A 24679-nucleotide genomic window follows, 5' to 3' on the forward strand; every position below is an offset into this window, starting at 1 on the left:
CTTTGGTAAGTTTGTTAAATAAAAATTTAACGTTTTGAACATAATTAACTTATCATGTTCAAATTTTTCTGTCAAAGGGAGATAGGCTTCATTTATTTTGACATTTTGTATTCTTTCGTTAACATATAGTCCATAAAGATTTTTTTGAACGTATTGAATTCTCTTAATAGAAAGCAGGGACAAGATGAAAAAGCAGGAACAGCCACAAGCAGAAGATCGTATTTTAGCTGCTAAAGATCTAGTCATTGATTCCATAGCTGAAACGATGGATCTCTATGGCATTACACGAAGTGCAGGTATTCTCTATGGGACCATGTATTTAAATGAGGAAATGACGCTTGATGAAATGCGTGAAGAGCTGCAAATGAGCAAGCCAAGTATGAGTACGGGTGTGAAAAAACTGCAAGACATGAATATTGTCAAAAAGACGTTTCACCGAGGCCGAAGAAAACACAGCTTTGTTGCTGAAAAAGACTTTTTTAAGTTTTTCACGAACTTCTTTCCGCAAAAATGGGAACGAGAGGTCGAGGTCAATTTAGCGGCGATTGAAGAAGCGCAAGAGCGGCTTCAAGAGGTGGCGCGTGATGAACAACTGGAGGAACATGTAAGAGAGGAAGCGCAGCAGCTTCTTGAACAGCTTGAAAGCTCGAAAGCCTATTATGACTGGCTGAGACGCTTAGCGGACTCTGTACAATCAGGGGAGATCTTCGACTATATTCCGATTGATCAGAAAGATAAATAGGCGATATGTTTGCGTTTTACAGCTTGAATTTTATAGGAGAATTGATTATAATAAATTATGTCGTCATACTTCGGGGCATTAGCTCAGCTGGGAGAGCGCTACGCTGGCAGGGTGAACGACATCACCCGAAGCAAACAGACGTTCTCTGAAATAGACTGATATAATAAGGTTCTATGATGAGCCTTTCTGAATAAAAATTTTCATTTCTGAACAAAACTGAAAGGGTTGGTCCCCAATCCGTCCCCATAAAAAACAGACCATGCAGGGTCTGTTTTAATTTTGTCTATTAGTTTTTAAATGTTGAATTTGGATCGATCATCGTTGTGTTTCGATCAGTTTTTTGAGGAAATACAGTGGTATTTCGATCAGTTGATTCTTGTGAGTAATTAAAAGAACCCAGACAAGCAGCACCTACCAATAAAGCGGCGCTAATCAATATCTTCATTTTAATATTCATATAAACACTCTCCTTTTTGGATTTCGGTTTGAGCTTCTATGGCGGTTCTATAATAATCTGCTACCCTCTCCGAATCATTCCTTTTCTCATAGAGATTTGCAAGGCTTAAAGCAAACTCTTCAATATAAGGATACAACTTCTTTTCCTCTAACCCTTTAAACATTTTTCGGACATTTTCAAAACCTTCATCGATATAAATCGTCTTTAATGAATTGAGCAATGTTTTATAAAACAGATTGTTTTCGGCTGTTGCACTTTTTATTCCTTTAGCGATATTTTCAAGCGCTTCTCTTGTTTTATCACTTTTAAACAAGGTCCAACTTAAACTAAAAAATAATCTTGGTTTTATATCTTCATTGTTTTCACTCATCTTATCTAGCCCTTTTTTATAGAAGGAAGCAGCCTTACTATAATCCTGTTGCCTGTCATACGTATTTCCAAGATTCAAATAAGTTTTAGCGATTAATCTTTGATCATCAATTTCTTCAGCAAGTTCTAGTGCTTTATGTAAGTGGGGGAGCGACTTCTCATATCGTTTAAAATCATCATAATTTCCTGCGATCACAAATAGACTTTGAATTTTCCTCACCTTATAAAGATCATAACGATCATAAATTTCTAGGGCTTTTATAATATGGTGCATAGAAACGTGGGTCTGTTTCATGATGTAGTATGCTTCTGCAACTTTAAAATGAAATTCTGCTTGTTCAATTTCATCTACAACAAGTGCCAGCTGCCTCTCAGCAATCTTATAATATTGAATGGCCTGTACATATTCTTTCTTACTGAACTCATACATACCTCTAAAAAAGGCATTATAGTATTGTAGCATTCCAGAAAGTTGATGGTTAGAATTCTCAATTTTATCGACTAGGGCGGAAACCGATTGATCAAATGAAGGCTTTATATAATCAAGCATAAGTTGATGGCGAAAGCACATCAATTGATAATAGATTAGAAGATCCTGATCCTCTTCCATTCTATCTATTTCCCATTCAACTTCTGCTTTCAAAATCTCTGCATCTGGAACGCTGAATTGCCGGATCATTTTATACCATTCATTTATTTTCACACCAACATGTGAAGAAAGAACTTTCTCCATCCCTTACTCCTCTTCCACAAATTCACCTTATATTACATATATTATTACATACAGGAATTTACAAAGCACCGAAAAGATACCGCAAATAGAACAAAAAAAGAGCTCCTGCAAAGGAGCCCCATATGACTAATGAATTTAAGATATTAATCCTTATCGTTTTATCAATACAGATAAATCACCCTCAAAAACTTTTTCTTCTTTATCGTTAAATGTAGATAACAATACAGTGAGAATGCCTGTTTTATTTTTCTTTTCTCTTTTATCAATAACCTCAACAATAGTATGTAATTCATCATCTGGATACACTGGTTTGATAAAATTTATATTATTCATCTGTGTTCCAGCAATGACATCATCACCATAGGCTCCTTGTTCAATCCAGAGCTTAAATGAAATAGCTAGCGTTTGTATTCCAGAAGCAATGATTCCATTAAATCTTCCCTGATTTGCTTTTTCCTCATCCAAATGCATATATTGAGGATCAAATTCTCCTGCAAATCTCTTAATATCTTCCTTTGTTAATTTGAATGACTTAGTTTCGAACTTCTGTCCAATTGCAAACTCATTTAACTTCATAAATACTCCTCTATTTATTAATAATTGTACTTAAACTCTTTTAATTTTTTATAAGGAAGATTAAAAGTTTTTCTGGCATCATTAATTATATGCCTTGCTTGAGAGCGGTAGCTCTTCTTTATTAGAACAATTCCATATGCTAAATATTTACTCGATTCCTTATCGAAATTTATACCGGCACATCCTGATTCATCTATGTATGCTATCCACTCTGTGTTCTCAGGTGCGTCCAACACACCCAATGATTTTAGTTTATCTATTTCAAATTTGTATTGGGACACTACCTTAACCTCCGAACCTGTAATCTAATGACAAATATTCTTAATTTTTTATTATACAACATATTTTTAACTTTCAAAGTTATTTCTCAACAAAAAACCTAAAATGGTTAAAGAATTTGAAAAATAAGATGAAGAAAAGAGAGAATAGCCAAGTAAGAATCACTTCACAGTCTCGTCACAATTGGCGAGACTTTTATTTAGTACGTTTTTACCATTTTTATATAAAGTATGGAAAATATCACCTGTTAATTGTTACCACACAGGTGTAGGTCAATACTTTTAGGGGATGATGTATAGTATGAACGGTTTATTGTGTAAGCTCAATGTAAAACTTACACTGGTATTAATACTTATTATGACTCTTGGCATCTCATCTGCTTTTGGTCAGGCTTCAGCAAAAGAACGATGGGACCCGCAGAATTGCACAGGCTATTTTTGAAGCTACTGCATATAATGAAGAAGTTAAATCCTTTTCTTTTGATGAATCTAAAGTTATCAATGCTGGATTACCAAAGGATATTTCATTAGAAATCAAAAATCATTTAGAGTCATTAGATGGTAATGACGCCGAAAAAGTGAATCAAGATCAATTAGCTGCACAACAAAAAGGTAAGTTACAACTATGGTTGCTCCTTTATTGATATGGGCAGCTAAAGTATTGGCTGGTGCGGGTCTAGCTTGGCTAGGCAAAAAGCTCCTAGACATGGGCGGTCACGAATTTTGTAAACGTTACAAAAATGAGAACAAAACAACTAAGTACATTTGTAAATTCCTTTAATTCTTTGAGTTTGTGAGGAAGTGTTGCAGTTGAAAAAGACTAATTGGTTTCTTTACGTTTTTATTACTGCGTTGATTTCATTTGTCATTCAAGCATTTTTAAACAGTGTGGGTGTCATTAATATGGACAATATTTGGGTTGATTTAATCAGTTGGATAGGTATATTCTTTGTCGTCTTTATCGCTGTTGAACTTTCGTTCAATACTATCCATAAAATGAAGCATCGAACTGAATAAAGACAAAAAAAGCCCCTATCCATTAAGGACAAGGGCTTTAACATAATAACTCTGTAAAACAGTATCGAATCCATTCTATCTAAACCATGCTTTTCTTAAATTATTGTTAAAGTTAGCATTATTAAAAGGAACATTCGCTTTACCAAAATTTGTTGTGTTTAATGCATTCCTTGCCGCAGGAGTTAAATCATCCCATCCGATTAACGGTTGAGTTCCGCCTACAACACGGTCGCTCATCATCAATTCATGGTTGATCGGCCACGTGCTGTCATAGGCAATCAAAGGATGAGTGCCATCTTTCATGTTGGTTCCGCTTGGTGCTACATTTGTGAATTTTCCATGTCCAGAATATGCAATTGATAAGACTTTTGGATTTTGATTTGCTGGATTATCAATCCATACAACGATTCCTTCCCAGTCATGTCTGTGACCTAAGCTTGGAGATGCTTCATCTTTAGGAAAATACCAAGAATACATAATTGCCCAAACTCCATTGTACCATGCAGATCGCGAATATACTTGTCCAGTATTTTTGCTGCAACGTCCTTCAGGTGCTCCAGTGGGCTTTAATCCACCATTTGTATTACCTTGCGCATCTACTGCAGGAAAAGGCACACAACCGCTATAGACCTTTAAATATGGTTGAAAACGCTTCGCCGCTTTTTGAGTAACAGTTGTAGGCGTCACTTCACTAAAACCAACAACCTTGTCATGATCGATTACTGCTGCATTTGCTGTTGAAACAATGCTAATAGAAGTAAATACAGATAAAAACAGCGCCAAGAAAAATTTGTTCATTTTTTCATCTCCTTTTAATATAATCTTAATAATAATTAAATACCACAGAATTGGAATAAATATCAATATTTTTCCGCAGTTAACTGAATTTTCGTACTAAATTAGTATTTTATTTTCCTCATGTCTTTAAATTTGGTAAATAGTACCCTCTTCAAAATCAAGAAAAATCCCTCCCTTATAAAAAGAGAGGGTTTTTCTTACTTTAATAGCTTTTCTAGCTTCGCTTTTGTTTTCGTTCTGTAGATACCATCTGCAGAAGGCTCATGCATCAACTAAAGCACGTTGTCTCTATTGTAACTGTAACGGAGGTTGGAATTGTTGGTTTTGTTGACCTTGTTGATTAAATGATTGTTGAGCCTGTTGAAACGCTTGACTCATTTGGTTCATGGCCTGATACCTCGAAGAGCTTGATTAAGCTGTTGGACAGCTTATTGGATATTTTGCTGTATTTGTTGATCTGTTTGGTGCATTTGCTGTTGAGATTGAGAACCTTGCTGAACTTGGCCACTTTGTTGTTGAGGCTATCTTAATTGGGATACATTTTGTTTTAATTTAGCAAGCTGCTGCTGAAGGCTTTCAAGTTCTTGTGAAAGCTCAGTATCCGTAATGTTTTTTCCAAGCAATTCCGTATGTTTTTGTTTTTGCTTCCCTTTTACCGCTGATTATTCTTAGTTATAAAAAAATCCTCCTTCAAAATTAGTTAACATCCTTTATATTTTTAATTTTCATCAAAAAGATGAAAGGTAGTTAATGGAAATGAAGGAGGATTCTAGCAAGAATACGATTTCCAAACAAAACAAAAACCGTTTGAAGCTTTTTTATACACGTGTAGTTTCCTTACTCATCTTTTTTATCTTTATCGGTATCTTCAGGATCCTCAACCGGATCTTCAGGATCGGGATCATTATCTTTTTCATCATCTTTATTGATAGTATCGTTCTCATCAACACCTGGGACGTTGTTATCGTTATTATTTTGATCGTTCTTATCAACATCTGGAGTATTGTTATTATTATCTTGACCGAAATTACAGCCCATTAATATTAAACTGGATAGAAACAACGTAGTTATTATTTGCAGCCATTTTTTATTCATTTCCACCTTCCTCTCTTCTTTTTAATCCCTATAAGTTTGTCCAATATATTCGCTTTAATTCGTTCCGTTTCTGAATGTTTTTATAAACACATCATAAAAATTTCAGCATATCAATTCGGCCTTTGCGAAAACTAAGTATCGAAACAAAATTTTTTTAGGAAGTGTCTAAGGTGAATAATTTAAAGTGGATAACAACTCTTTTACCGCGAGAAAACAACCCCTTCTAACTGGCAAAAAAAATAGAGGGATGATGGGTGTCTCTTTTAGGTTTAGGGGTTAGTCTCGCTACCATTTTTTTGAGAAAAAATAACAACGAAAAAATAACAAAAATTTGAATGCTAATCAAAATAAATAAATGTAATATAAAGGAGCGAAGAAATAGCCCTTCATATCGAGATATCCCCTTTTTTGATAGTGAAACAAACATGCCCAAAATTTTCAGGCTGATAAGGGGATATATTTTGATATGAAGTTTTTTTCTTACGTCAATAATGCCTGGATTTCCGCTCTCGTCTTAGGTCCATAAATATCGTCAGCCACAAGACCATGCATCAACTGGAATCGTTTGACCGCATCGGCAGTTTTTACGCCGTAATAGCCATCAATGCCGTTGTTTTTTGCCCCTTTGTCTGGATAAAAATAGAGTGCCGCTAAAGCTTCTTGAATTCGCTTTACAACATCTCCTTTCATTAATGGTGCTTTTACCTTAAAGATGCCTGTTGGAAGCTTGTCCGCCTTCTTAGAATGCGTTTTTCTTAGGTGTTGTTGGTGATGATGTTTTTTAGCCTTAGAAGCTGAAGTTTTTCCACCTAGCGCTTTCAACTCTTTTTCAATAGCTGCTTTAAATGAGTTCCATCTACCCTCGGATAAAATTCGGTGTGGACAATTCTTTCCATTCCAATCTTGGTGTTTACGTACTCGATCAACACTCCATCCTCGCTCTTTAAGTAACTGCGCCACGAATTTAATGGCCAGCTTTTCCGCAGCCTTGTATCTAGCACCACCGGACTTGCTATAACAAATCTCAACACCAACTTGCGGCTGCCGGGCCGGTTCCGTTTGTGCCATCACCTGAATGCCAAGCATGGCGGTCTAACGGGATCGCTTGGATCACTTCTTTATCATCCACCGCAAAATGATAGCTCGTTGAACTGGTGTTATTGATCATATAGTTAATCTCTCGTTCAGCTGATGCGTCATTAGCTGTGTTGTGGATCGTGATGTATTCTGCGTTCATTTTATTCGGACATTTCAAACTGTATCTGCTGGATGAGACCATTTTCTTTTTCATTTTGATTGTCACGCTCATCTACTTCCTAAATTTGTTTTTGTTATTAAAAAAGCCGCCTAGGGCAGCCGATGGTAAGCCAGGGGGGGTTAGGAGAAAGAACAATATTAGATATTTTTAAATTACTACAGGTGGTTTTTAAAACCGCAGGTGAAGAATGGAAGATTATCAAGATTGATCCAATGAAGGGATTGCCCTTGCCAGTCAATGAGAAGAAGGAAATGAACTATTTTGAAGCTGATGAAGCTGCTCAATGTATTAAGATTCTATATGAAGAAGTTGATATTAAATGGAGACTTTATTTTTTAGCAACGATGATAGGAGGATTGAGACGAGGAGAAGGTCTTGCACTTGAATGGCATTTAGATGTTGATTGGGATGCTGGTGGATTTAAAATTAATCGTTCACTTTCAATAACAATTCAAGGTAAACCGCATGTGAAAGACCCTAAGTCTAAAAGTTCAAAACGGTTTGTACAGATGCCGGATTGGTATATGAATGAATTGTCTCTTTATTATCATATGTGGAAAAGAGAAAAGGAAAAGCTAAATGATGCCTGGGAGGGTGGAGATCACCAATACATTTTTCATAGTAGATTTGGAAAGCCTTATTACTTTACAACTCCAACTACCAAATGGAACCGCATTACACAAAAGTATAAAATAAAAAATACCGTTTACATGATCTACGTCACACTATGGTTGCTTTATTGATGGAAGCTGGTGAAAGCATTAGTGCTATACAAAGACGTGCAGGACACGCTAGTGCCAGAACAACATCTGATATATATGGCCATGTAACAGATGAAATGAAAAAGAGTACAGCGAATCACTTTAACAAGTTTGATCCTAAACATCTGAGAAACACAAAATCAGAGATAGGAAATTTCCGTCCCCAAGTCGTCCCCAAGGTTAAAAATAATGGCATAATACAAAATTGAGAGATTTCTCATCAAAAATAAAAAAATAGCCTTCCCCCTTGTATTCTAAGAGGGAATTAAATATAATAATATTTGTTGAAACATCCCGGGGCATTAGCTCAGCTGGGAGAGCGCTACGCTGGCAGCGTAGAGGTCAGCGGTTCGATCCCGCTATGCTCCATACGAAAAACCATTCTTGAGAAATCAAGGATGGTTTTTTTATGTATATATTTCTTACAGTTGTGTTTGTTCTTTGTTTTTTCTTAACCTTAATATCTTTATGATCCGGTACGCGATCACAGAGAGATAAGCCGTGATGAGAATGATTGTGTAAGACACAGGGAAATCGCTCGTCATTCCGTGATAAATGAAATAGATGAGCAGCACTGACAGCATGATGACTTGGAACAGTTCCTTTTTCATTTTACTCTCCCCTTATGATAGATTCGGTCGATTATATCACAAATGATGTCATTTTTTATTAGCTATCAGCAAGGAAAAATCCCTTCACCTGCTGATAGCACTTTATGAATGATCACTTTTTCAGCAATTGTTCCATTTTGTTCTTCGTCTTTGGTCCGTAAATCCCGTCTGCCGCTAAGCCGTTCATGAGCTGGAATCGCTTAACGGCATTCGCTGTTTTCGGTCCATAATAGCCATCAATCCCATTGTTTTTTGCTCCTTTGTCTGGGTAAAAATAGAGGGAAGATAAGGCTTTTTGCACGGCTGTCACTTGAGATCCTTTTGTTAAGGGCTTGGTTATTTTTAAAATGCCAGATGGCAGATTTGACGATTTCTGTTTGGTTACGGGTGCTTTGTGGCTCAAGCTTTCTGTTCGGACTGGCTTTCTTGTGCTTTTGCTGCCGGTATGAGCTGTGGCTATTCCAGCTTTAAATTGATCCCATCGTCCGAGCAGTTTCCTTGGACATTCTTTCCCGCTCCAATGTTTATGGGGCACTACATTTGATAAAGGAATCCCCAAATCGCCCATCAGTTTCCGAATGAGCCATTGAGCATTTTCGACTGCTTGTTCAAAGTTGCCGTCTGTATTTTCACAAATTTCAATTCCGATTGATTTCATATTGCCAGAGCCTCTGCCATCCCCTGCGTGCCAGCCGTTTTCGTTTAATGGTAAATGCTGATAAATGACCTGATCGTCGACAGTGTAATGCCAGCTGACCCCAGTACTTGAACGTGCAACAAACGCAGCGTGACTCCCCGCATTTGCACCTTTTGCAGTGTTAGAGGTATTATGCACCGTAATATAGAGAGGCTTCATCCTATTTCTTGGTCTGTTGCGGTTGTGTTTTGGAATGTAGGCTTGAATGATATTGACCATATTGTTTCTCCTTCAACTATTATTTTGTTAGCCCTCTTTGTTTCAGGGTATCTTTTTGTAATTGACCTTTGTAGGTCACATAATTGTTTTTAAACCAAGTTATAATAGCTGTCACCATCGTAAAAATGGTGGAACCTGCTACATATAGTGCCTCACCGGCTGTTTGTACTTGCTCCTCACTAATCGGCAGCACCGTCTGTCCAAACATGACAAGCGTTTGATTGATGAGTGCAATAAAAAGAAGCACTGTGCGAATCACAGTGCCTTTGTCGAATGTTTTCATGATTTTTACCTCCTATTTTAAATTCCGTTCAATTTTGTCGAGTTTATCGATCACGACGTCATACTTCTCACTAAACTTTGCTAACACTTCATTTTGCGCCTCGATTTGCTCATTGAGCTTATTTTCACGTTCTTTTGTTGTGTTGAGAACATAAAACAGAATCCAGCAAAAAAGAACGGCAAACGGGCCTTGTGTCATTAAGTTTTGGACGACATCTACTTCCATTTGAAATCACCTTCTTTCCGGCAAAAAAATAAAGCCATTAGGCTTTGTACATTTCTCCAGTTATATCTTGGTAGTCGTCTGCGGTGATTCAAATTAACTACATAAAAAAGTCATAGTAGCTTGCCCATATTATAGCTACCATAGTGGAATTGCTTCATTAATTTCAATACGGGTTACATTTAACGTATCATTTGCAATTAACCCATCAAATTTTAGAATACCATCTTTAGATAAAGACAACCTTGCAGATCCGTATGAACCAACCGTCGCACAAGTGAAAACGGTTAAAGAAGAAGGTTTCTGCGTTAAAATTGCAATTTCTGTTTCATTAGCCGGAACTTGCTCAAATGATCCTCTCAAATATAAAATATTTTGTCTAACAGAATATTTTAATGGGTTGACTAAATATTGCTTTATATTACTATTTAGATTTACATTATACCAGGAGGCATTTAAATCTGTAGATGTAAGCTGCCTTTCCCATTCAGTCCATGTATAGTCACTCTTCCTAATTCTATAAAAAGAATTAAGACCGTTGACTGCATCATAAATAGTTTGTAATAGGGTATTTCCATAACTTATCACTATCATAAATGCCTTTTTGATCTCTTTAGGACCATTTAGACCAGCATTATAAATGAGATACATTCCTGTTTCTGTAATCTCATTATAGTCAGTGGTTTCACTTACCCCTTTATAAATAGGCCTACCATTGTTTTGAGTCAATTTATACAGCTGTCCATTGTTCCATTTATCTTTTTCAGCAGTTGTCGGAAGCTGAGTCCAATTGATAGATATATGGCTAGAATTGTAGTAGAAGTAATATGCATTACCTGATGTATCTATCGCAAAACCTGTTCCAACATTATTTTGTCCCACTGTCTGAATCCCTCTAATGGCAAATTGTGAAGGGCTATCCTCTATTCCACTAGGTGCATAAAATGTACAAGTCCCTTTGTCTTTAATTGAGTCAAAGATTTTTGATCCGACAGGAATATTTAGAAGATGTACTCCATCATCACCTGTAATTTTATACAGCTGCGACTCATTCCATTTCTTTTTTTCTACTTCTGAAGTATGTTGTCTAGAATCACCGATATGGAGAGTTAATTGTTCTGATATACTAGTGTCGTTATAAATCAATGTTTTCAACATATCGTTGAATAGATCAGCATGAGCTTTATCACTCGTTTCAAAAGAACGAGGAGTTGTTATATCCAATGTGTTCCCACCTTTCTACCATTACGTAAGTTGTTTCAATGAGATTGAGGAGGATTTATGATTTAATATTTTTTTAACGTTTAAGAATCTTTTGTTATCTTGTTCTAAATCGGAAATCAAAAGTGATAAATTCATTTAGATTATTGAACGACACAGACTGTTCCATCAGTCCGATTTGCTCACCCACTTCTTTTTCAGATATCCTTATCTTAGCTGTGACAAAGTGACATAAGCTCTATTTATCGTAATTGTTCTTCCAGTGTTTTTGGGTGTAATATAAAATGTTAACTTATCTCCCGCTTTAAACTTTTGTTGAAGGTATAATACACATATACTGGATGAGATGACAGGATTCCAATTACCTAAACGTTGAAATTCTGTCCCATTCACATAGCACGACAAAATGCTATCTGATCCAACAGTAATGTTATTGCTATTAAGATAAAGCCTAATAAAATACAGACCATTATTTTTCAATGTAATTTCAGCGCGCGAACGATTATATTCTCCTAAATCGTCTGATCTTGTATCACCAAAATTCAGTTTTGTCGGAACGTTTTCAACGGCTAATACAGAGGAATTATCAAGATCATACGTATCGACAAAAGAAGTATTATCCATATCCTCCTTTGTTAAAACACGTTTCCAGCCTTGCCACCCCAAATTTAAATCAAGATAGTTTGTATACATGTAATTGTTATAATCTATTGCCATAACCCACCCAAATGTCCCTTTTCCATTGCTATCTTGAGAAGTAAAATGATACATACCACGACACGATCTAGTTGTTGGGGTGTTTAATGCTTTACCTGTGACATAAAATGTACCATGGCTCGGACCTAAAGAAACAACCTTTTCAAGTAAATCTTCACCATCAGAAACAGATATAATCACCCCTCCATTATCTGCAGTGATCTTAGATAATTGCCCTTCATTCCATTTATTTCTCTCCGCGTCTGTCGGAAGCTTTGTCCAGTTAATAGCAGTATGCGCAGAATTATAATAAAAGCTATAAGCATTACCAGCAATATCTACAGCAAAGCCAGTACCAATGTTATCTTGCCCTACTGTCTGTAATCCTCTCAATGAAATATTCGCTGGGGTCGGGGAATCTTCAACTCCAGCAACTGCATAAAAAGTACACATTCCTTTCCCTTTTATCGCATCAAAGATCCTAGCATCAGCTGGAACATTAATTAATTGGCTACCATTATCTGCAGTAATCTTATAGCTCTGAGAATCATTCCATTTTTTCTTTTCTGCTTCAGACGTATGTGGATTTGTATCATAAATATGTTGATTGATTGCTTCTAATAGTCCTACATCATTGTCAAAAAAGTCTTCAACCATATTATTAAATAGGTCGGCATGGGCTTTATCAGTTGTTTTAAAAGTTCGTGGTGTCTTAATCTCCATGTTTGATCATTCTCCTTTCAAAATCTATAATCGCTTGTTTAATCTATTTTTACTTGTAATGATATATGACTTCACCTTTTACTAAACTTAAAACCCTGGGATTGGCTTTATATGAAGAAAGATGCACACATACCTTTAAATTGATCTAACGATGTGATTGAAGTGCTCCTAGTGCCTCTATACTCAAAGTAACTCCTATAAAGTAGATCGCCTGCTTTGGCTGTATTCTTCTGGAAAAATAAACACTGGGTTAATTCCTGAAGTCACTCCATTAATAAATATCATCAATCTCAAAAACAAATTCGATGTCGCCGTCTTTTTGTTTGTCTGTCATGGTGCGGATGGCGGTGAATTTGCCGGCTTCGTCGACAAGTGCTAGTTCGTTGATGACTTCTCCTGCCAGTTCTCCTTCGGCGATCGTGCAAGTGTAGCGGATTTTTGCTGGTTCCATGAAGGTAAACGAATCAATCTCTTTTTGGACTAGTTCTTTTTTGAGTTTTTGTTCAGTTCCGTCTAGTGAAATTGGTTTCCCATCCTTCGTCCCACCATTTCCAAATGCCATTTTGACGACTTTTGTGAGTTTTGTTCCTTCTGCTCTTGCCTTTGCCATTTGTTGACGTGCATATAGTGTTGTTACGGTTAATTGATCAGCCATTGTGATCCTCCTTATAGCTCTATTTTTTGAGAAGTTGCTGCTAGCATTTTTGATCCGTCCAGCGGAACAGATCCATCGAGAATCCAGTAATGATCCTTGATCAGTAAGCTGCCGCGCTGTTCAGTTTGGACATGTACTGGCAATCGGAACGTCATCTTCTTTTTGGTTTGATGTGACAGCTGGTTCTTTGTGCGTAAAGTCAGTGCCGCTTTTTGCCCTTTTTCATTTAACGCTCCAGTCATGACATAATTCATGCGATATGTGGTTTCTGACTTATGCTGAAGCGGCATTCTCATCTTCAACGAATGCCGGAAACGAGCAGGTACATCGGTTGAACCTCTTGTCCCGCTAAGATAAAACGTACCATTTAATACAAATTCACCATTCAGTAAAATCGGGATATGATCGAAAAAACCCACTCTGCTTCGCAGTGTGAGCCTCCCGTGATGATCATTTTTTTCATGTACATCGGTATGATGAAATGCAGTGAACGTATAAGCCAAATGAGCCGGCTTTAACGTTTCAAGTATTTCTACAATATATCTAGTGTTTTGCAGGTCATCTAGGTTCACACGTAAGGCGAAATGATAGCGATTGGTGGTGAGACGGATGATGGCACTTGGATTTTTGAGAAAGCGATTCACCGATTTCTCTAATGAAAGATACGTGATCGGTGGAATGTTTGACATCATATTGAGTAAGCGTGCCCTGCGAAGTTCAATGGAGTCATCTGATTCTCGCTGCACCTTCAGCATTCTTTCCCATCTATTCAATCCCCATGTCGCAGTTAAAGGGAAGAACTGATCCGTTAAATCGAAAATGGATTCATCCAATTGCTCAAACTCCGGTGCTTCTGTTTTGAGTAGATGATCTACTTCATAAATCGCTGTAAAATATGGCGGCAAGTAGTTTTTCATTTCATCCTGTTTGCTCAATAACCTTCACCTGCCTCAGACGCGGTATCTCAATGTCCTGTAACACTAAGTTTTTCGATTCCCCATTCAATAACACGTTTGCATAATCTGATACACTTTCTGAATGGTACAGAATGTCATTTAAGGCGGACATTCGAATGGTACTCTTTTCAAATGCGATTGATTTCAACAGCGCTTTGACCTTTTCTTCTATTTCTTTCTGCGCTCCTTCAAGGGTCCAGTCCATTTGAAGTTCGACGGCTACTTCTATGTCAATATCCAGCCATTTGGCGCTTTCGACGGTTGCTTTTGAACCGATAGGCGCTTGTCCTTCTCCTTCGCCTGGCACTGGGTCAATATATTCCTGTACTCTTTTAACAAGAAGATCTGATGCAACATCTAGATTGCCGTCTGTGATGACAATTTTGACCGTTCCTTCTCCATTCCAAAGCGGGAATACTTTCGCTCTGCCAACCCCTGTCACTTCCTCAGCCCATTTTTTATAATGCGCCTTGTTGGCACTGACAGCCTCCCGCCTAGCACGTATTAAGTAACGATCGTATAACGAAGCGTCATCTTCTTCCTCTTGTCCGGGTATCACCAAATCTTTCATGATAATCGATTCAAGCCCTGGGATTGTATCTAGTGAAAGCAGCGGCTGATCTGTTAATTGACCATTGCCGATCTTGCCAGGTGTCTCGCATTCTAGCGTGCCTTCTTTCGAATATTGGAAATAGACGTCTTCAATAAAAAACCGTGAACCAGCTGGGATGTTGATATCCTCCGGCTGAATAGCTGCGGACCAAATCGCTTTAGTCGCTGGTTTTCTTTCAATTCCTACTTCAGCAGCCCGCCGATCTAGAAACTCTCCTTGTGCTGTATCTGCAAAGACCAGCTCGAATACTTGATCAAGCCAAATATAGGACTGGGCTAATTCAGCGGCAGCAGGTGCCAAGGCATTCCAAATGACGCTGTTTTCTCTTTTATCTATGTCATCTGGCAATCTGTCCAGCATTCTTTCTATCAATGCTTCATACGTTTGTTCCTCAAACATCGCCCTCCATCACCTCCTCTATTTCTAATGTGCCTTCATCTGTGACAATAGCTAGCTTGACATGAAACGAGTCATTTTGCTTTGTGACCTCTAATTCTTCAATATGATCAATCCGTTCGTCGACAATCAATGCTTCCTCTAGCAGTCTCGGAATCTCCATTTCTTTGTATTCATCCGTGGCTTCTGTATCCGTCAATAGCTCCTGGATTTCAGTGCCAATGTCGTGGCTGTAGATAGGATATGCATACCGCTCTGTCCTGAGTGTCATATAAACGAATTGACGAATTGCTTCAATGCCTGAAATGGTTTCACCTGTCAGTCTGCCAGTTTCAACATCTATTCGATACGTCGTCGAGGTTTCCACCTCTTCGTCTTCTTCTGTTTCCTCGATTTCTTCCTCTGGTGAAAGTGCCACGTTCATCACCTCCCTTACAATTTGTCGATGATGTAGAAGGACTGCCCTCCTGCCATTGCGAGCACCATAATGCTGTCTCCCCTTTTCAGTTCATCATCCTCACCCTTATTTAGGCGCTTTGGCCAAATCAGTAATTCTTCCGGAATGACCAGCTTATGGTTTTCATTTAACCGGATGCTTACAGGAGAAACTGCCGTGACTTCTCCAACCACCAGATCAATTGGAGAGGCGGCATCTACAGCATTCACTGCTAATCGTTTAATCGCTTCACTTAACCTCACGCTTGATCACCCTTTGGGATGGAATTTTTCTCAACAACATCAATTGTCATGGTGTGTTTCACCCCACTGAATTCATGTTTGTCCTGATCGATCCAGTACGTTTTTTTTACGTTGATTTCAGGGATTTTCAAATAGATTGGAAGACCGCTTTGCAGTTCAGGAATGCCTAGCGCTTGGATGCTTTTGACTTCTTGTTTAACGCCTTTTTTCTCTGCCAGCCGTACTTTGGCTCTTTTTTGCAGCTGCGGCTGGTTGATTTGCCCTGTAACCGTCTCAACATGCTGTAAAATACCGTATTTATTCTGACCTGCTTTATCCTGTTCGACCACTACAATCTCTGATTTGCTCCCTTTTTTCTTATTTTTCCCTTGTTCATCTGCAGACGTACGCAGCTTGACACGAGTCGCTGTTTCTTCAATCGAGGTGCTGTACTGATAGCCAATGAGATTGACACCTGATTCAATGACCCATACGTCCTCTGGATCTGGCCAAGCTCTCAGCCCCATCTTTCCTTTAGCAGAATAGATTTGATAGTTTCTGCCGGTTTGCCGCTTTGTTTCTTTTAATGCTTTCAGAATCATGTCATATAGGCTCGTATCATTTTTAAACACTAGCGATTTTATGACATGACCGGTATTGGCGATGGAGGTCATGGGAATTTGAAAGTCAGCCCCAATCCGTCTCAAGATTTGATCTGCTCTTTGTTTTGAAAAAACATAGACATCTTGGTTTTTCACCAAATATTGAAGCATGTCGTATGCGGTAAAGGTCATTTTCCCTTCAACAGGCGTACGAGAAAACACAATGCCTCTGAACAGCTCTTTTCCTTTCCATTTAAAAAGAACCGTGTCCCCTTCTGAGACACGGTAATATGTTTGACTGCCTTGTTTAGTGATAATATTTGCCTGAATAGAGCGAGGCGCTTGATACCTTTGCCCCTGAAGTGTCACACTCTCTGTGACAAGCTCATACATGGTGCCGCTTCTGATGGCAAAAAGCTCGATCAATGCCAGCCCCCCTATTGTGGTATTTTTAACCTTTGTCCAGGGAAAATCCAATGCCCCGGCTGCTTAATATTGCGTTTGCTACGTTTAATCATCGCTAATTTATTGGCATTCCAAATACGCCGCCATTTTGTACTGTCGCCATAAAATCTGCCTGAAATGGCCCATAGCGTATCCCCTTTTTTGACGGTGTACATTTTTGGTGGTGTTTTTGATGGTCTTTTCTTTTTTGTTTGTTTTGCTTTTTTCTTTCGTTTGATTTTCCTAGGCGATGCGGTTTTGTATTCCTTTAACTCGATCGTAAATTCACGATCGCCAATATCATATGACCCTTCTTTATGGGTGAAGCTTTCAATGCTGCACGTCATATTGATTTTTGTCCCCGTTACAATCAGCCGCACAGGCTTCTTTGAACGCATCATTCGTTCTATTTTCGCTATCGCATTCTCCGGTGATGGAATGCTTTTATATTCAGCAATTGGCGAATATTTCTTAGGAAATAATGAGGTGAATGATACTTGCTTAGCCGATGGGACATCAATAAAGGTCAGTTCTCCAAAAGAAGCGACCTTTACCGTTTCATTTTGTACGTTATTTGTGATTTCAAGTTCGGATGGAAGGACAGGGAATCGCAACTTGTCCTTTCCTTGGGAAATCCACAATTGATACACTGATTTACCCATCGATCACGACCCCCTTCGTTCCTGTATGAAGCTCTACTTCCAGTTCATCTACGAGCATTTGTCTAATTTTTTCGACAAGCAATTGCTGATCTTGTCCATTATGAAAATGCTGATCCCCATTGAATTGAATGGTAATTTGCTTATTACCTGACGCTGTTGTACGACTAGAAGACTGAGCTGAGGTGACTTGCTGCATTTGTGATTCTGGTAAAGGTGCAGACGCATTTGCTGGATCATATACTTGCATCCCAAGTGCCTTGGCTGCCTGCGTTAATAAATACCTTCCGCGAATACCTCTTTCTTCAGGAATGATCCATTCGCGTTTGTTTCCTTCACCGACTCTAGCAACCTGCTCCTGAGTAATCAGTCCGCCATTTGCGTAGCCTTTATAAGGCCCGCCTCTTCTCATACTTCGTAATCCCGGTGTATTGAAGACTGTTCCATATCTGCCCTTAATGTAGTTAATGGCTGCTACGGCATTATGAATTGGGTTCCAAATGTCATTCATACCTTTGCCTTTATTGGAGTTAAACGTCGGTCCAATGGTTTGCATTAAGCCTTTAGAAGGCGTTCCCTTTTTAGCGTTGGAATCCCATAAGTTGATTGCTCTCGGATTTCCATTCGATTCATGCTGTGCAATGGTCATAAGACCTGGAAGCCAGTTCATCGATGTGCCAGTTGCCATGAGAGCTGCCATGAGCCATTGCTGAACACTAAGACCTGAAGCCCCCATACCACTGAAAGCTCCGATTAATGAACCAGCCTGATTTTCAGCAAACTTTTTCACATCCACTGAGTCCAGCCCTTTAACGACACCGATCGATGCAAATTTCCCAAGACTCATCATGACGCGTGAAGGGGAATGAATGTCTAATTCCTCTCTAAACGCCTGCTCTACTTTCTTCGCCATTTCTTTGGCAGCTTGTGTGACTTCACTTGCTTTTGAACGCATGCCGCTGTTAAAGGCATCCATCATTCCTGAGCCCCAGCCTGGTGATTCTTGTTTTGCTTGCAGGAATGGTTGTTTGATGTGCTGATCTACGTATTGGCTAGTACCAACTGATGTGGCATTTTGACCTGTGGCAAAACCATTAACTGTTCCAGAACCCCAAGTTGGTGATGCTGTCATCACTTGTTGGTATGGTGCTTTTACACGACTTTGCAAAAAGCTGTCTGTTCCTGTTGGTGTCACCTGCTGACCATTCGCAAAAGCAGCAACTGTTTGCTGACCATACTTACCTGAGTCTGTGGTCAATTGAGCAAAAGGCTGCTGAATATTCTTTTGCTTCCATTGATCAAGTGTAATCACTTTTTGATTTAATCCTTGTTCAAAATCCTTATTAAATTGCTCGCCTATGCTGGAGGCTTGAATGTTCCCATTCATCGAGACAGATCCGTCTATTGAACCGACAGAAGATGATGAAGCTACTGCTATAGGAGCTGGAGAGTTTGATATTTGATTTCCTGCCGCTCCACTTGGCATAACAGACATTCCAAGATGAGAAGCAGCCTGGGCAAGCAGCATCTTCCCGCGCCCCCGGTTATTTTGAGTTGGAATAACAAATTCGTTACCAGCTTCACCAACCCATGATAAGGTTGGCTGGGTGATATAGCCGCCTGTAGCTTTTTTGTCAGGGTCTCTTCCTAATACCTTATTCACTACTAAATTAACAGCACCGCCACCCATATCAAAAATCTTTTTAACCCAGTCAAAAGCTTTAGAAAAACCCTCACTTATGGCACCTGCTACTTTTACGATCGGTGTCTGAATATTATCTTTAAACCATTTGGATAATCCATCCCATATATCTGTCACGACTTTATAAGCTTCTTCAAACTTTTTACCGAAACTGTCTTTAATGGTTCCTACCGTATCTACAAGTGGGTTCCATACATTTTCCATAAACCAAGACGAGACAGCTCCAAAGATTGATTGTATCTTTTTCCATGCATTTGATAATGCTGTCCAAATCCCTGTAGCGACTGTAACGACTGTGCTGCTTAGCGGTGTCCAAACGTTTTCAATAAACCAGCCTGCAACTGCACTAAATGTCTCTTGAATCCATGTCCAGGCATTCACTAAACTTGACCAGATGGTCGTTGCTACCGTAACGACTGTGTCGCTTAGCGGTGTCCAAACGTTTTCGATAAACCAGCCCGCAACTGCACTAAATGTTTCTTGAATCCATGTCCAGGCATTGACTAGACTTGTCCATATGGTCGTTGCTACTGTGACAACCGTACTGCTTAATGGTGTCCAGACATTTTCTGTGAACCAACCCGCTACTGTTGACCAAACTTCGACAATTTGATTTTTGATTTCAATGGCTTTTTGGCCAATCTTTTCAAATCCGCCGCCATCAAACCATTTTCCAATTGTTTCACCGATAGATTCTCCGCCCATACTTCCAGCGATGCCGCCTACTAGACCGCCGATGGCTGTACCTACCCCTGGAACTACGCTTCCAATAGCTGCACCTGCTGCAGCACCTGCCATCCCGCCAGCGATGCCGCCTCCAGTCGTACCGATCTTTTCACCAGCATTTTCTTTGTTCATACCGATTAGATTTGTTGCACTAAGTACACTTCCTAGAATAGGTACTTTCTTTAATAACTTGCCGCTCCCTTTACCTATATTTTTCACCGCATCCCCTAATCCACTTAACCCCTTGCTACCTTTCACTAAACCCGTAAGTCCGCCAACTGAAGCTGCGATACCCGCACCTTTCTTTAGTCCACTAGGGATTTTTCCAAATAATTTACCTGCATTTGTTTTCAGTTTCCCTAATTTACTTGGAGGTCTTCTATTCATTTCGGTTCTTGTTGTGGCATTTTGGTTTGTAGATTGTCTTGGTGATTGACCATTTCTATTTTTAGTTTTAGTAGATCCTCCCCTGCTTAAACCTCTTGCACAACAGGGGCAACAACTATTGCGAAACAAGCCTTTTCCACCTCGCGGCTGAGGTTTCGTTTTGGGAGCTGGATTTGTTGGTGCTGTTGTTGGTGCTGTTGTTGGTGCTGTTGTTGGTGCTGGAGTGGCACTTTCACTTGATTGATCACTTGCACCAAAGAGACGATCTAATCCAGTCTTCACCAATTGATCTAGTTTTTCTTCAGGATTAAATTTAATCTTCTCTTTAATTCTTCCGATCACATCTTGTTTGTAATCTTCCATTTTATTTTCAACCCAAGGAAGTGCTTTTTCATCCCAAAACTTTCTAGGACTCAATTTTTCCTTCACTTTGTCTGCAACGTCACCTGCATATTTTTGAATTTCATTTAATCCTTTATTGGCAAGGTTTTGAAGCCAACTCTGTTTAGATTCATCTGTTTTCACTGATGGACTAACAGCCTCAGGCTCTTTTTTTATGTTTTGTTCTTTCACAATCGACTCAGCCTGATCTCGTTTTTTCAACTTACTCTTTGCATTGTCTTGAACAGACACTCTGATTTCGTGTTTAGACATCGTCAAGCTTTTGAGTGTCTTTTTGATTCGTTGAATTGCAGCGGTGGCTTGGTCAACCATGTTTAATCTCATATAATACGTTCTGTTCATGAGCTGAAGGATAGATTTTTTGATCGATGACATTTTACCTGACAATTGATCGTTTAGTTTAAACGTCAGCAGAATGGGGCTTGTTCCCGCTTGTTTTAAACGGTTTATGCTGGATTTAATGACATCTAGTCCTTTCGCTTGAATGGATATGACCAGATGATTTGGGAGCATATTTAACTGATTGTTTAATGCTTTTAAATCACTATAGATTCCCTGGTCCAGCCTCATGGAAAATACTGAAATTTTTCGAAGCGATAAACTGAAGTTTCTTAACTTCTTTTCATCTATTTCCAGGTTTATTTTCACTGGTTTTCTAAATGGTTTTAGCTGCTTCTCAAACGTTTGAAATCTTTTTTGAATGCGCATAAGCTTCTTCGACACTCGGTCTTCTAATTCAAATCGTGCAGTGAGTTTCGCCAATTATTTCCCTCCTTTCTTTGCTTCTTTTTCTAGCATGTCGAGTTTGTAGCTGATGAGTCCGAATAGGAATGCTTTGAACGGTCTTGGTGATTCGTATAAATCTAGGAGTTCAGATGGGGAGTAGTGAAGCTCGTGCATGGCGTAATATAAAAACACGGCTTCTTTATCCCCATCTTTTATTAGTTTTTTGCTGCTTCTTCTAAATCTTCAATTTCGTCTTCGAATCCATTGATTTCGATGGCTTTGTTTAACCAGTTCGCATATTCACCGCCAACTGACAGGACGCGTTTTGCTACTTCAACTGGATCTTGTGTGCTGTAGGCTTCCCTTAATTCCTTTGAGCGGAAATCTGGATAAATGGTCGATTCAATTGCAATTCGTGCGTAGAAGCGCTGACTGTCTAAGTCCTTTACGCGGCCTCTGCCTTTGACATTTTTGAAGGTCGTATTTTCTTTTTCCAGTTCATCAATGCGTTCAGTTGTAATGGCTTTAAAGACAAAAGGAATGACATTCCCTTTTTTATCAACAAAACGCTTAGAAATCGGTACTTTGACCTCTTCCGCTTCTACTGTTTGTCCTGGCATAAAAAATGAAAGATCAAATGTTTGTTTTTCGCTCATGTTTAAAAACTCCCTTTGTTATGTTTTTTTGAATGCAAAAAAGCACATCCATTTTTGAATGTGCTTTCCAATCTTTTCATGTATAATTTAGGTTGTACAATTGAATGGCTTGCTCAAGGGTGTCTGGCTCATCCCCGATAGGAAGGGGGTGATGCTCATGTCAACATTTCAAGCGCTTATGTTAATGCTTGCATTCGGGTCATTTATCGTTGCCCTGTTGACGTATATAGACAAAAAATAGACTCCCCTTGAGCTTTGGACGGTTGAAGGGAAAGTCTATCCTTAAAACTATCTAATTGATTAGCCAGCCCCTTGAGGGCCTCATTGTACATTGCCGGGATGTTGACGCATCCTGGCTTCTTTTTATTTTATGCAAAGTACTTTGCATGTAAACATATTTCTAAGAAACTTTTTGGGGTTACACAGTAACTCTTTTGTAGCTACTCTGTAACTATGAAAAATTATACCATATCGTTGAATAAAATAAAAATAACATATATTTTCGTCATTTGTATGCCTTTTGTTCATTAAAAGGAATTCTTCAGCTTTTCAGGAAGATCAAAGTCCTCGAACGTAAACGGAACTTCTTCTTCAAGCGCTTCTGAATCGACATCCAGTCCAGCAATTTTAGCTGAATCAAAGTTGACATCAAATAATGTCACACGCTCAGTGCCTCGGCCTGATGACTTATCGTCAATTACAGCCTGAAGAGTGAAATATGGGTCTTCCCCTTTTTTCACATAGTTGAGCATTAATTGAACGAAACGTGACGTGACTTTATAGAATGTTGCCGTTCCTGTTCCGTTTGCCCCTGTTGTTTTATGACCAGTCATTCGGCGGCCCATCACATTGACTTCTGATTTGTTTTTCTCCACGTTTGCTTCAAACGTTTTGATAAAGGCAAGCTCCTCACCTTCTAAGAAAAGACGACCTTCTTTACCTGAAATTGTATTTTGCGCTTTAAAAGCCATCTTACTTCACCTCCACATTGAAATAGAATTTTTCTGCTGCATCTACTGGTTGAACCGCTAGATCGATGATAAATCCATCACGATCTTCATTGAGACCGATCACGATATCTGTTTCTGAGTTAAAGCCTGTAATGCCGCTGCCATCTTGAAGCTGTGTGAGATACTGAGTAATCAGTGTTTTCACAAGCTGCACCCCATCATCTGATGCTGGAATGTCATTGCCATTGGCTTTGCGTAATTTAATCAGATTTTTTAATTCGAACGTCAAATCATTGTTGATCGCATCAAGCACACGAATGATTTTGTTTTTCGCCATTTGCTGGTTCTTTTCAGCTGTAAAGCTTGTCAAGGAGTTAATATCTTTTTCAACACTCACGGTACGATCTCTCGCATCAAAGGTGAACAGGAACTCCCCTTGTGATAATCGGTATTCTACTTGATCATTATCAAGGCGTTCTAATGTATCCACTGCTCCTTCGTATTCTACAAAGGTCAGTGACTGATTGAAGTTTGCACCTGCACTTGCACCTGCGACCCATGCTGTTGCTTGAGCAGGCGTTAGTTCTGTTCCATCTTCCAGCACAACACCGCTTGTCACATTGATGATGCCTTCTTGGTCAGCTGCATAGTTGGCCACAACTCCTTGCACCTTACGTCCTTGCTTATCACGTAAACGCTCGATAAATGAAGCGAAGGTCGCTCTTAATTGCTCACTATTATCGATCGGGAGAGCAATAACATCAAAGTATTCTGTTTCTGCTGCTTCTAGGAAAGCTGTATAATCTGCGACACTTGCCACACCATTTTTCCCACCGCTTAGTGCCACACCAGCCGTGATGACGGCTTCACCTTCACCAGAAAATTGAACATATTTGTTTTTCACAAGATCTTTGACATCCGTGACAACCTGCTTATCCACAATATCTGTTCCAAGATAAGTGATGACGTCACGCTTTGTGCTATCAAGTACATTTTCTGCCACTTGTACAGTGATCTCATTTCCTTTTAGACCGCCATAATTGGCTGTGACCACAAAGTTTTCTGCGATTTCAGCTTTGGCTGGCTCCCCTTCGTTTAGGCGGTAAAGCAAGACCGTTTGTGCTTTTTTCTTTGCTTCACGGAAAAGAAGAAGCGACTTGTCATCAATATTGAGTCCAACCTTTTTATTTAAGTCTTCCATATTTGAAACGGAAATAAAGGTTTTTGGTTCTCCCCAGCTCATCACAAGAGGAAGTGCCACCGTACCTCGATCGCCTAAAGTAATTCGCTGCTCTGCTGTTGTTTTAAAATTAAAGTAAATGCCAGGACGCTTTTTCTCTGTACCTGGTGTAAATGTGCCTCCGTTCATCC

General features: G+C 39.1%; 27 protein-coding genes, 1 tRNA gene and 2 pseudogenes. 5 read left to right on the forward strand and 25 right to left on the reverse strand.

Going from position 1 to position 24679, the window contains the following annotated elements; all coding sequences use genetic code 11:
• Positions 1-184: 184 nt before the first annotated feature.
• Complete coding sequence (gene cudC / locus GKC25_RS13660; protein WP_095285868.1) at positions 185-742, forward strand: choline uptake/conversion transcriptional regulator CudC; 558 nt, start codon at positions 185-187, stop codon at positions 740-742.
• Between the two features lie 286 nt (positions 743-1028).
• Here the strand turns inward: cudC and GKC25_RS13665 are convergent, their stop codons facing one another.
• From GKC25_RS13665 to GKC25_RS13680, 4 genes are all read right to left on the reverse strand, one after another.
• Positions 1029-1199, reverse strand: coding sequence for a RapH phosphatase inhibitor (locus GKC25_RS13665; protein ID WP_342689831.1), 171 nt, complete (start codon positions 1197-1199; stop codon positions 1029-1031).
• The gene (locus GKC25_RS13670) at positions 1189-2301 is read right to left on the reverse strand and encodes a Rap family tetratricopeptide repeat protein (RefSeq protein WP_034659714.1); all 1113 of its coding nucleotides are present in this window, start codon (positions 2299-2301) and stop codon (positions 1189-1191) included. Before GKC25_RS13670 ends, GKC25_RS13665 begins: the two co-directional genes overlap by 11 nt.
• Before the next feature lie 150 nt (positions 2302-2451).
• Positions 2452-2877, reverse strand: a complete 426-nt coding sequence (locus GKC25_RS13675; RefSeq protein ID WP_034659716.1) for a MaoC family dehydratase — start codon at positions 2875-2877, stop codon at positions 2452-2454.
• Positions 2878-2894: 17 nt separating this feature from the next.
• A complete protein-coding gene (locus tag GKC25_RS13680; protein ID WP_034659718.1) occupies positions 2895-3158 on the reverse strand; it encodes a DUF3800 domain-containing protein in 264 nt (87 codons plus the stop codon).
• A 362-nt stretch (positions 3159-3520) separates the two neighbouring features.
• Between GKC25_RS13680 and GKC25_RS13685 the strand changes: the two genes are divergently transcribed.
• On the forward strand, positions 3521-3799 hold the full coding sequence (locus GKC25_RS13685) for a hypothetical protein (protein WP_034659719.1): 279 nt from the start codon (positions 3521-3523) through the stop codon (positions 3797-3799).
• Between the two features lie 448 nt (positions 3800-4247).
• On the opposite strand, the gene GKC25_RS13690 is transcribed toward GKC25_RS13685, so the two are convergent.
• The 3 genes and pseudogenes from GKC25_RS13690 to GKC25_RS13700 all read right to left on the reverse strand — a co-directional run bounded on the left by GKC25_RS13690 (position 4248) and on the right by GKC25_RS13700 (position 7368).
• Positions 4248-4970 (reverse strand): NPP1 family protein, encoded by a 723-nt coding sequence (locus GKC25_RS13690; RefSeq protein WP_034659723.1) that lies wholly within the window; start codon positions 4968-4970, stop codon positions 4248-4250.
• An 837-nt stretch (positions 4971-5807) separates the two neighbouring features.
• Positions 5808-6065: a hypothetical protein gene (locus tag GKC25_RS13695; RefSeq protein ID WP_034659725.1), complete on the reverse strand. Its 258-nt coding sequence runs from the start codon at positions 6063-6065 to the stop codon at positions 5808-5810.
• Between the two features lie 480 nt (positions 6066-6545).
• Positions 6546-7368, reverse strand: a pseudogene (locus GKC25_RS13700) (peptidoglycan recognition protein family protein).
• A 52-nt stretch (positions 7369-7420) separates the two neighbouring features.
• Between GKC25_RS13700 and GKC25_RS13705 the strand changes: the two are divergent.
• Positions 7421-8293, forward strand: a pseudogene (locus GKC25_RS13705) (site-specific integrase); the annotation flags it as partial.
• Between the two features lie 87 nt (positions 8294-8380).
• A tRNA-Ala gene (locus GKC25_RS13715) sits at positions 8381-8453 on the forward strand.
• A gap of 53 nt (positions 8454-8506) precedes the next feature.
• On the opposite strand, the gene GKC25_RS13720 is transcribed toward GKC25_RS13715, so the two are convergent.
• The 16 genes from GKC25_RS13720 to GKC25_RS13795 all read right to left on the reverse strand — a co-directional run bounded on the left by GKC25_RS13720 (position 8507) and on the right by GKC25_RS13795 (position 22358).
• Positions 8507-8695 carry a hypothetical protein gene (locus tag GKC25_RS13720; protein WP_034659727.1) on the reverse strand — a complete coding sequence of 63 codons (189 nt, stop codon included), beginning with the start codon at positions 8693-8695 and terminating at the stop codon, positions 8507-8509.
• Positions 8696-8807: 112 nt separating this feature from the next.
• The gene (locus GKC25_RS13725; RefSeq protein WP_034659729.1) at positions 8808-9611 is read right to left on the reverse strand and encodes a peptidoglycan recognition protein family protein; all 804 of its coding nucleotides are present in this window, start codon (positions 9609-9611) and stop codon (positions 8808-8810) included.
• 19 nt (positions 9612-9630) lie between these two features.
• A complete protein-coding gene (locus GKC25_RS13730; protein ID WP_187704107.1) occupies positions 9631-9894 on the reverse strand; it encodes a phage holin in 264 nt (87 codons plus the stop codon).
• Between the two features lie 12 nt (positions 9895-9906).
• The gene (locus tag GKC25_RS13735) at positions 9907-10119 is read right to left on the reverse strand and encodes a BhlA/UviB family holin-like peptide (RefSeq protein WP_034317366.1); all 213 of its coding nucleotides are present in this window, start codon (positions 10117-10119) and stop codon (positions 9907-9909) included.
• Positions 10120-10254: 135 nt separating this feature from the next.
• The gene (locus GKC25_RS13740; RefSeq protein ID WP_342689833.1) at positions 10255-11340 is read right to left on the reverse strand and encodes a pyocin knob domain-containing protein; all 1086 of its coding nucleotides are present in this window, start codon (positions 11338-11340) and stop codon (positions 10255-10257) included.
• A gap of 204 nt (positions 11341-11544) precedes the next feature.
• The gene (locus tag GKC25_RS13745; protein WP_034659734.1) at positions 11545-12756 is read right to left on the reverse strand and encodes a hypothetical protein; all 1212 of its coding nucleotides are present in this window, start codon (positions 12754-12756) and stop codon (positions 11545-11547) included.
• A gap of 271 nt (positions 12757-13027) precedes the next feature.
• Positions 13028-13411 (reverse strand): phage tail protein, encoded by a 384-nt coding sequence (locus GKC25_RS13750; protein WP_003212666.1) that lies wholly within the window; start codon positions 13409-13411, stop codon positions 13028-13030.
• Between the two features lie 11 nt (positions 13412-13422).
• Positions 13423-14346, reverse strand: a complete 924-nt coding sequence (locus tag GKC25_RS13755; protein WP_034659735.1) for a YmfQ family protein — start codon at positions 14344-14346, stop codon at positions 13423-13425.
• On the reverse strand, positions 14330-15379 hold the full coding sequence (locus GKC25_RS13760) for a baseplate J/gp47 family protein (protein ID WP_187704109.1): 1050 nt from the start codon (positions 15377-15379) through the stop codon (positions 14330-14332). The genes GKC25_RS13755 and GKC25_RS13760 overlap by 17 nt, the downstream gene beginning before the upstream one ends.
• Complete coding sequence (locus GKC25_RS13765; protein WP_106039144.1) at positions 15372-15794, reverse strand: DUF2634 domain-containing protein; 423 nt, start codon at positions 15792-15794, stop codon at positions 15372-15374. Before GKC25_RS13765 ends, GKC25_RS13760 begins: the two co-directional genes overlap by 8 nt.
• A gap of 14 nt (positions 15795-15808) precedes the next feature.
• Positions 15809-16075: a DUF2577 family protein gene (locus tag GKC25_RS13770; RefSeq protein WP_034659738.1), complete on the reverse strand. Its 267-nt coding sequence runs from the start codon at positions 16073-16075 to the stop codon at positions 15809-15811.
• Complete coding sequence (locus GKC25_RS13775) at positions 16072-17082, reverse strand: XkdQ/YqbQ family protein (RefSeq protein WP_034659739.1); 1011 nt, start codon at positions 17080-17082, stop codon at positions 16072-16074. The genes GKC25_RS13770 and GKC25_RS13775 overlap by 4 nt, the downstream gene beginning before the upstream one ends.
• A gap of 11 nt (positions 17083-17093) precedes the next feature.
• Positions 17094-17762: a LysM peptidoglycan-binding domain-containing protein gene (locus tag GKC25_RS13780; protein WP_187704110.1), complete on the reverse strand. Its 669-nt coding sequence runs from the start codon at positions 17760-17762 to the stop codon at positions 17094-17096.
• Positions 17755-21738, reverse strand: a complete 3984-nt coding sequence (locus GKC25_RS13785; protein ID WP_425389365.1) for a transglycosylase SLT domain-containing protein — start codon at positions 21736-21738, stop codon at positions 17755-17757. The genes GKC25_RS13780 and GKC25_RS13785 overlap by 8 nt, the downstream gene beginning before the upstream one ends.
• Positions 21739-21876: a hypothetical protein gene (locus GKC25_RS13790; RefSeq protein WP_095285871.1), complete on the reverse strand. Its 138-nt coding sequence runs from the start codon at positions 21874-21876 to the stop codon at positions 21739-21741.
• A gap of 41 nt (positions 21877-21917) precedes the next feature.
• A complete protein-coding gene (locus tag GKC25_RS13795) occupies positions 21918-22358 on the reverse strand; it encodes a phage tail assembly chaperone (protein ID WP_012011040.1) in 441 nt (146 codons plus the stop codon).
• A 151-nt stretch (positions 22359-22509) separates the two neighbouring features.
• On the opposite strand from GKC25_RS13795, the gene GKC25_RS13800 reads away from it, so the two are divergent.
• Complete coding sequence (locus tag GKC25_RS13800) at positions 22510-22599, forward strand: putative holin-like toxin (protein ID WP_081311383.1); 90 nt, start codon at positions 22510-22512, stop codon at positions 22597-22599.
• A 286-nt stretch (positions 22600-22885) separates the two neighbouring features.
• Here GKC25_RS13800 and GKC25_RS13805 read toward each other — a convergent pair whose 3' ends face one another.
• Both GKC25_RS13805 and GKC25_RS13810 read right to left on the reverse strand, forming a co-directional pair.
• Complete coding sequence (locus GKC25_RS13805; protein WP_003213309.1) at positions 22886-23329, reverse strand: phage tail tube protein; 444 nt, start codon at positions 23327-23329, stop codon at positions 22886-22888.
• 1 nt (position 23330) lies between these two features.
• On the reverse strand, positions 23331-24677 hold the full coding sequence (locus GKC25_RS13810; protein ID WP_106038240.1) for a phage tail sheath family protein: 1347 nt from the start codon (positions 24675-24677) through the stop codon (positions 23331-23333).
• Positions 24678-24679: the final 2 nt, after the last annotated feature.

Origin of the sequence: Bacillus pumilus (assembly GCF_038738535.1) — a bacterium.
Taxonomy (GTDB): domain Bacteria; phylum Bacillota; class Bacilli; order Bacillales; family Bacillaceae; genus Bacillus.

Excerpts from the sequence above, each read along its gene's own strand:
- cudC (WP_095285868.1), top strand. The coding sequence starts at position 185 with ATGAAAAAGCAGGAACAGCCACAAGCAGAAGATCGTATTTTAGCTGCT.
- GKC25_RS13665 (WP_342689831.1), bottom strand. The coding sequence starts at position 1,199 with ATGAATATTAAAATGAAGATATTGATTAGCGCCGCTTTATTGGTAGGT.
- GKC25_RS13670 (WP_034659714.1), bottom strand. The coding sequence starts at position 2,301 with ATGGAGAAAGTTCTTTCTTCACATGTTGGTGTGAAAATAAATGAATGG.
- GKC25_RS13675 (WP_034659716.1), bottom strand. The coding sequence starts at position 2,877 with ATGAAGTTAAATGAGTTTGCAATTGGACAGAAGTTCGAAACTAAGTCA.
- GKC25_RS13690 (WP_034659723.1), bottom strand. The coding sequence starts at position 4,970 with ATGAACAAATTTTTCTTGGCGCTGTTTTTATCTGTATTTACTTCTATT.
- GKC25_RS13695 (WP_034659725.1), bottom strand. The coding sequence starts at position 6,065 with ATGAATAAAAAATGGCTGCAAATAATAACTACGTTGTTTCTATCCAGT.
- GKC25_RS13720 (WP_034659727.1), bottom strand. The coding sequence starts at position 8,695 with ATGAAAAAGGAACTGTTCCAAGTCATCATGCTGTCAGTGCTGCTCATC.
- GKC25_RS13725 (WP_034659729.1), bottom strand. The coding sequence starts at position 9,611 with ATGGTCAATATCATTCAAGCCTACATTCCAAAACACAACCGCAACAGA.
- GKC25_RS13730 (WP_187704107.1), bottom strand. The coding sequence starts at position 9,894 with ATGAAAACATTCGACAAAGGCACTGTGATTCGCACAGTGCTTCTTTTT.
- GKC25_RS13735 (WP_034317366.1), bottom strand. The coding sequence starts at position 10,119 with ATGGAAGTAGATGTCGTCCAAAACTTAATGACACAAGGCCCGTTTGCC.
- GKC25_RS13745 (WP_034659734.1), bottom strand. The coding sequence starts at position 12,756 with ATGGAGATTAAGACACCACGAACTTTTAAAACAACTGATAAAGCCCAT.
- GKC25_RS13750 (WP_003212666.1), bottom strand. The coding sequence starts at position 13,411 with ATGGCTGATCAATTAACCGTAACAACACTATATGCACGTCAACAAATG.
- GKC25_RS13760 (WP_187704109.1), bottom strand. The coding sequence starts at position 15,379 with ATGTTTGAGGAACAAACGTATGAAGCATTGATAGAAAGAATGCTGGAC.
- GKC25_RS13780 (WP_187704110.1), bottom strand. The coding sequence starts at position 17,762 with ATGGGTAAATCAGTGTATCAATTGTGGATTTCCCAAGGAAAGGACAAG.
- GKC25_RS13790 (WP_095285871.1), bottom strand. The coding sequence starts at position 21,876 with ATGCACGAGCTTCACTACTCCCCATCTGAACTCCTAGATTTATACGAA.
- GKC25_RS13795 (WP_012011040.1), bottom strand. The coding sequence starts at position 22,358 with ATGAGCGAAAAACAAACATTTGATCTTTCATTTTTTATGCCAGGACAA.
- GKC25_RS13800 (WP_081311383.1), top strand. The coding sequence starts at position 22,510 with ATGCTCATGTCAACATTTCAAGCGCTTATGTTAATGCTTGCATTCGGG.
- GKC25_RS13805 (WP_003213309.1), bottom strand. The coding sequence starts at position 23,329 with ATGGCTTTTAAAGCGCAAAATACAATTTCAGGTAAAGAAGGTCGTCTT.
- GKC25_RS13810 (WP_106038240.1), bottom strand. The coding sequence starts at position 24,677 with ATGAACGGAGGCACATTTACACCAGGTACAGAGAAAAAGCGTCCTGGC.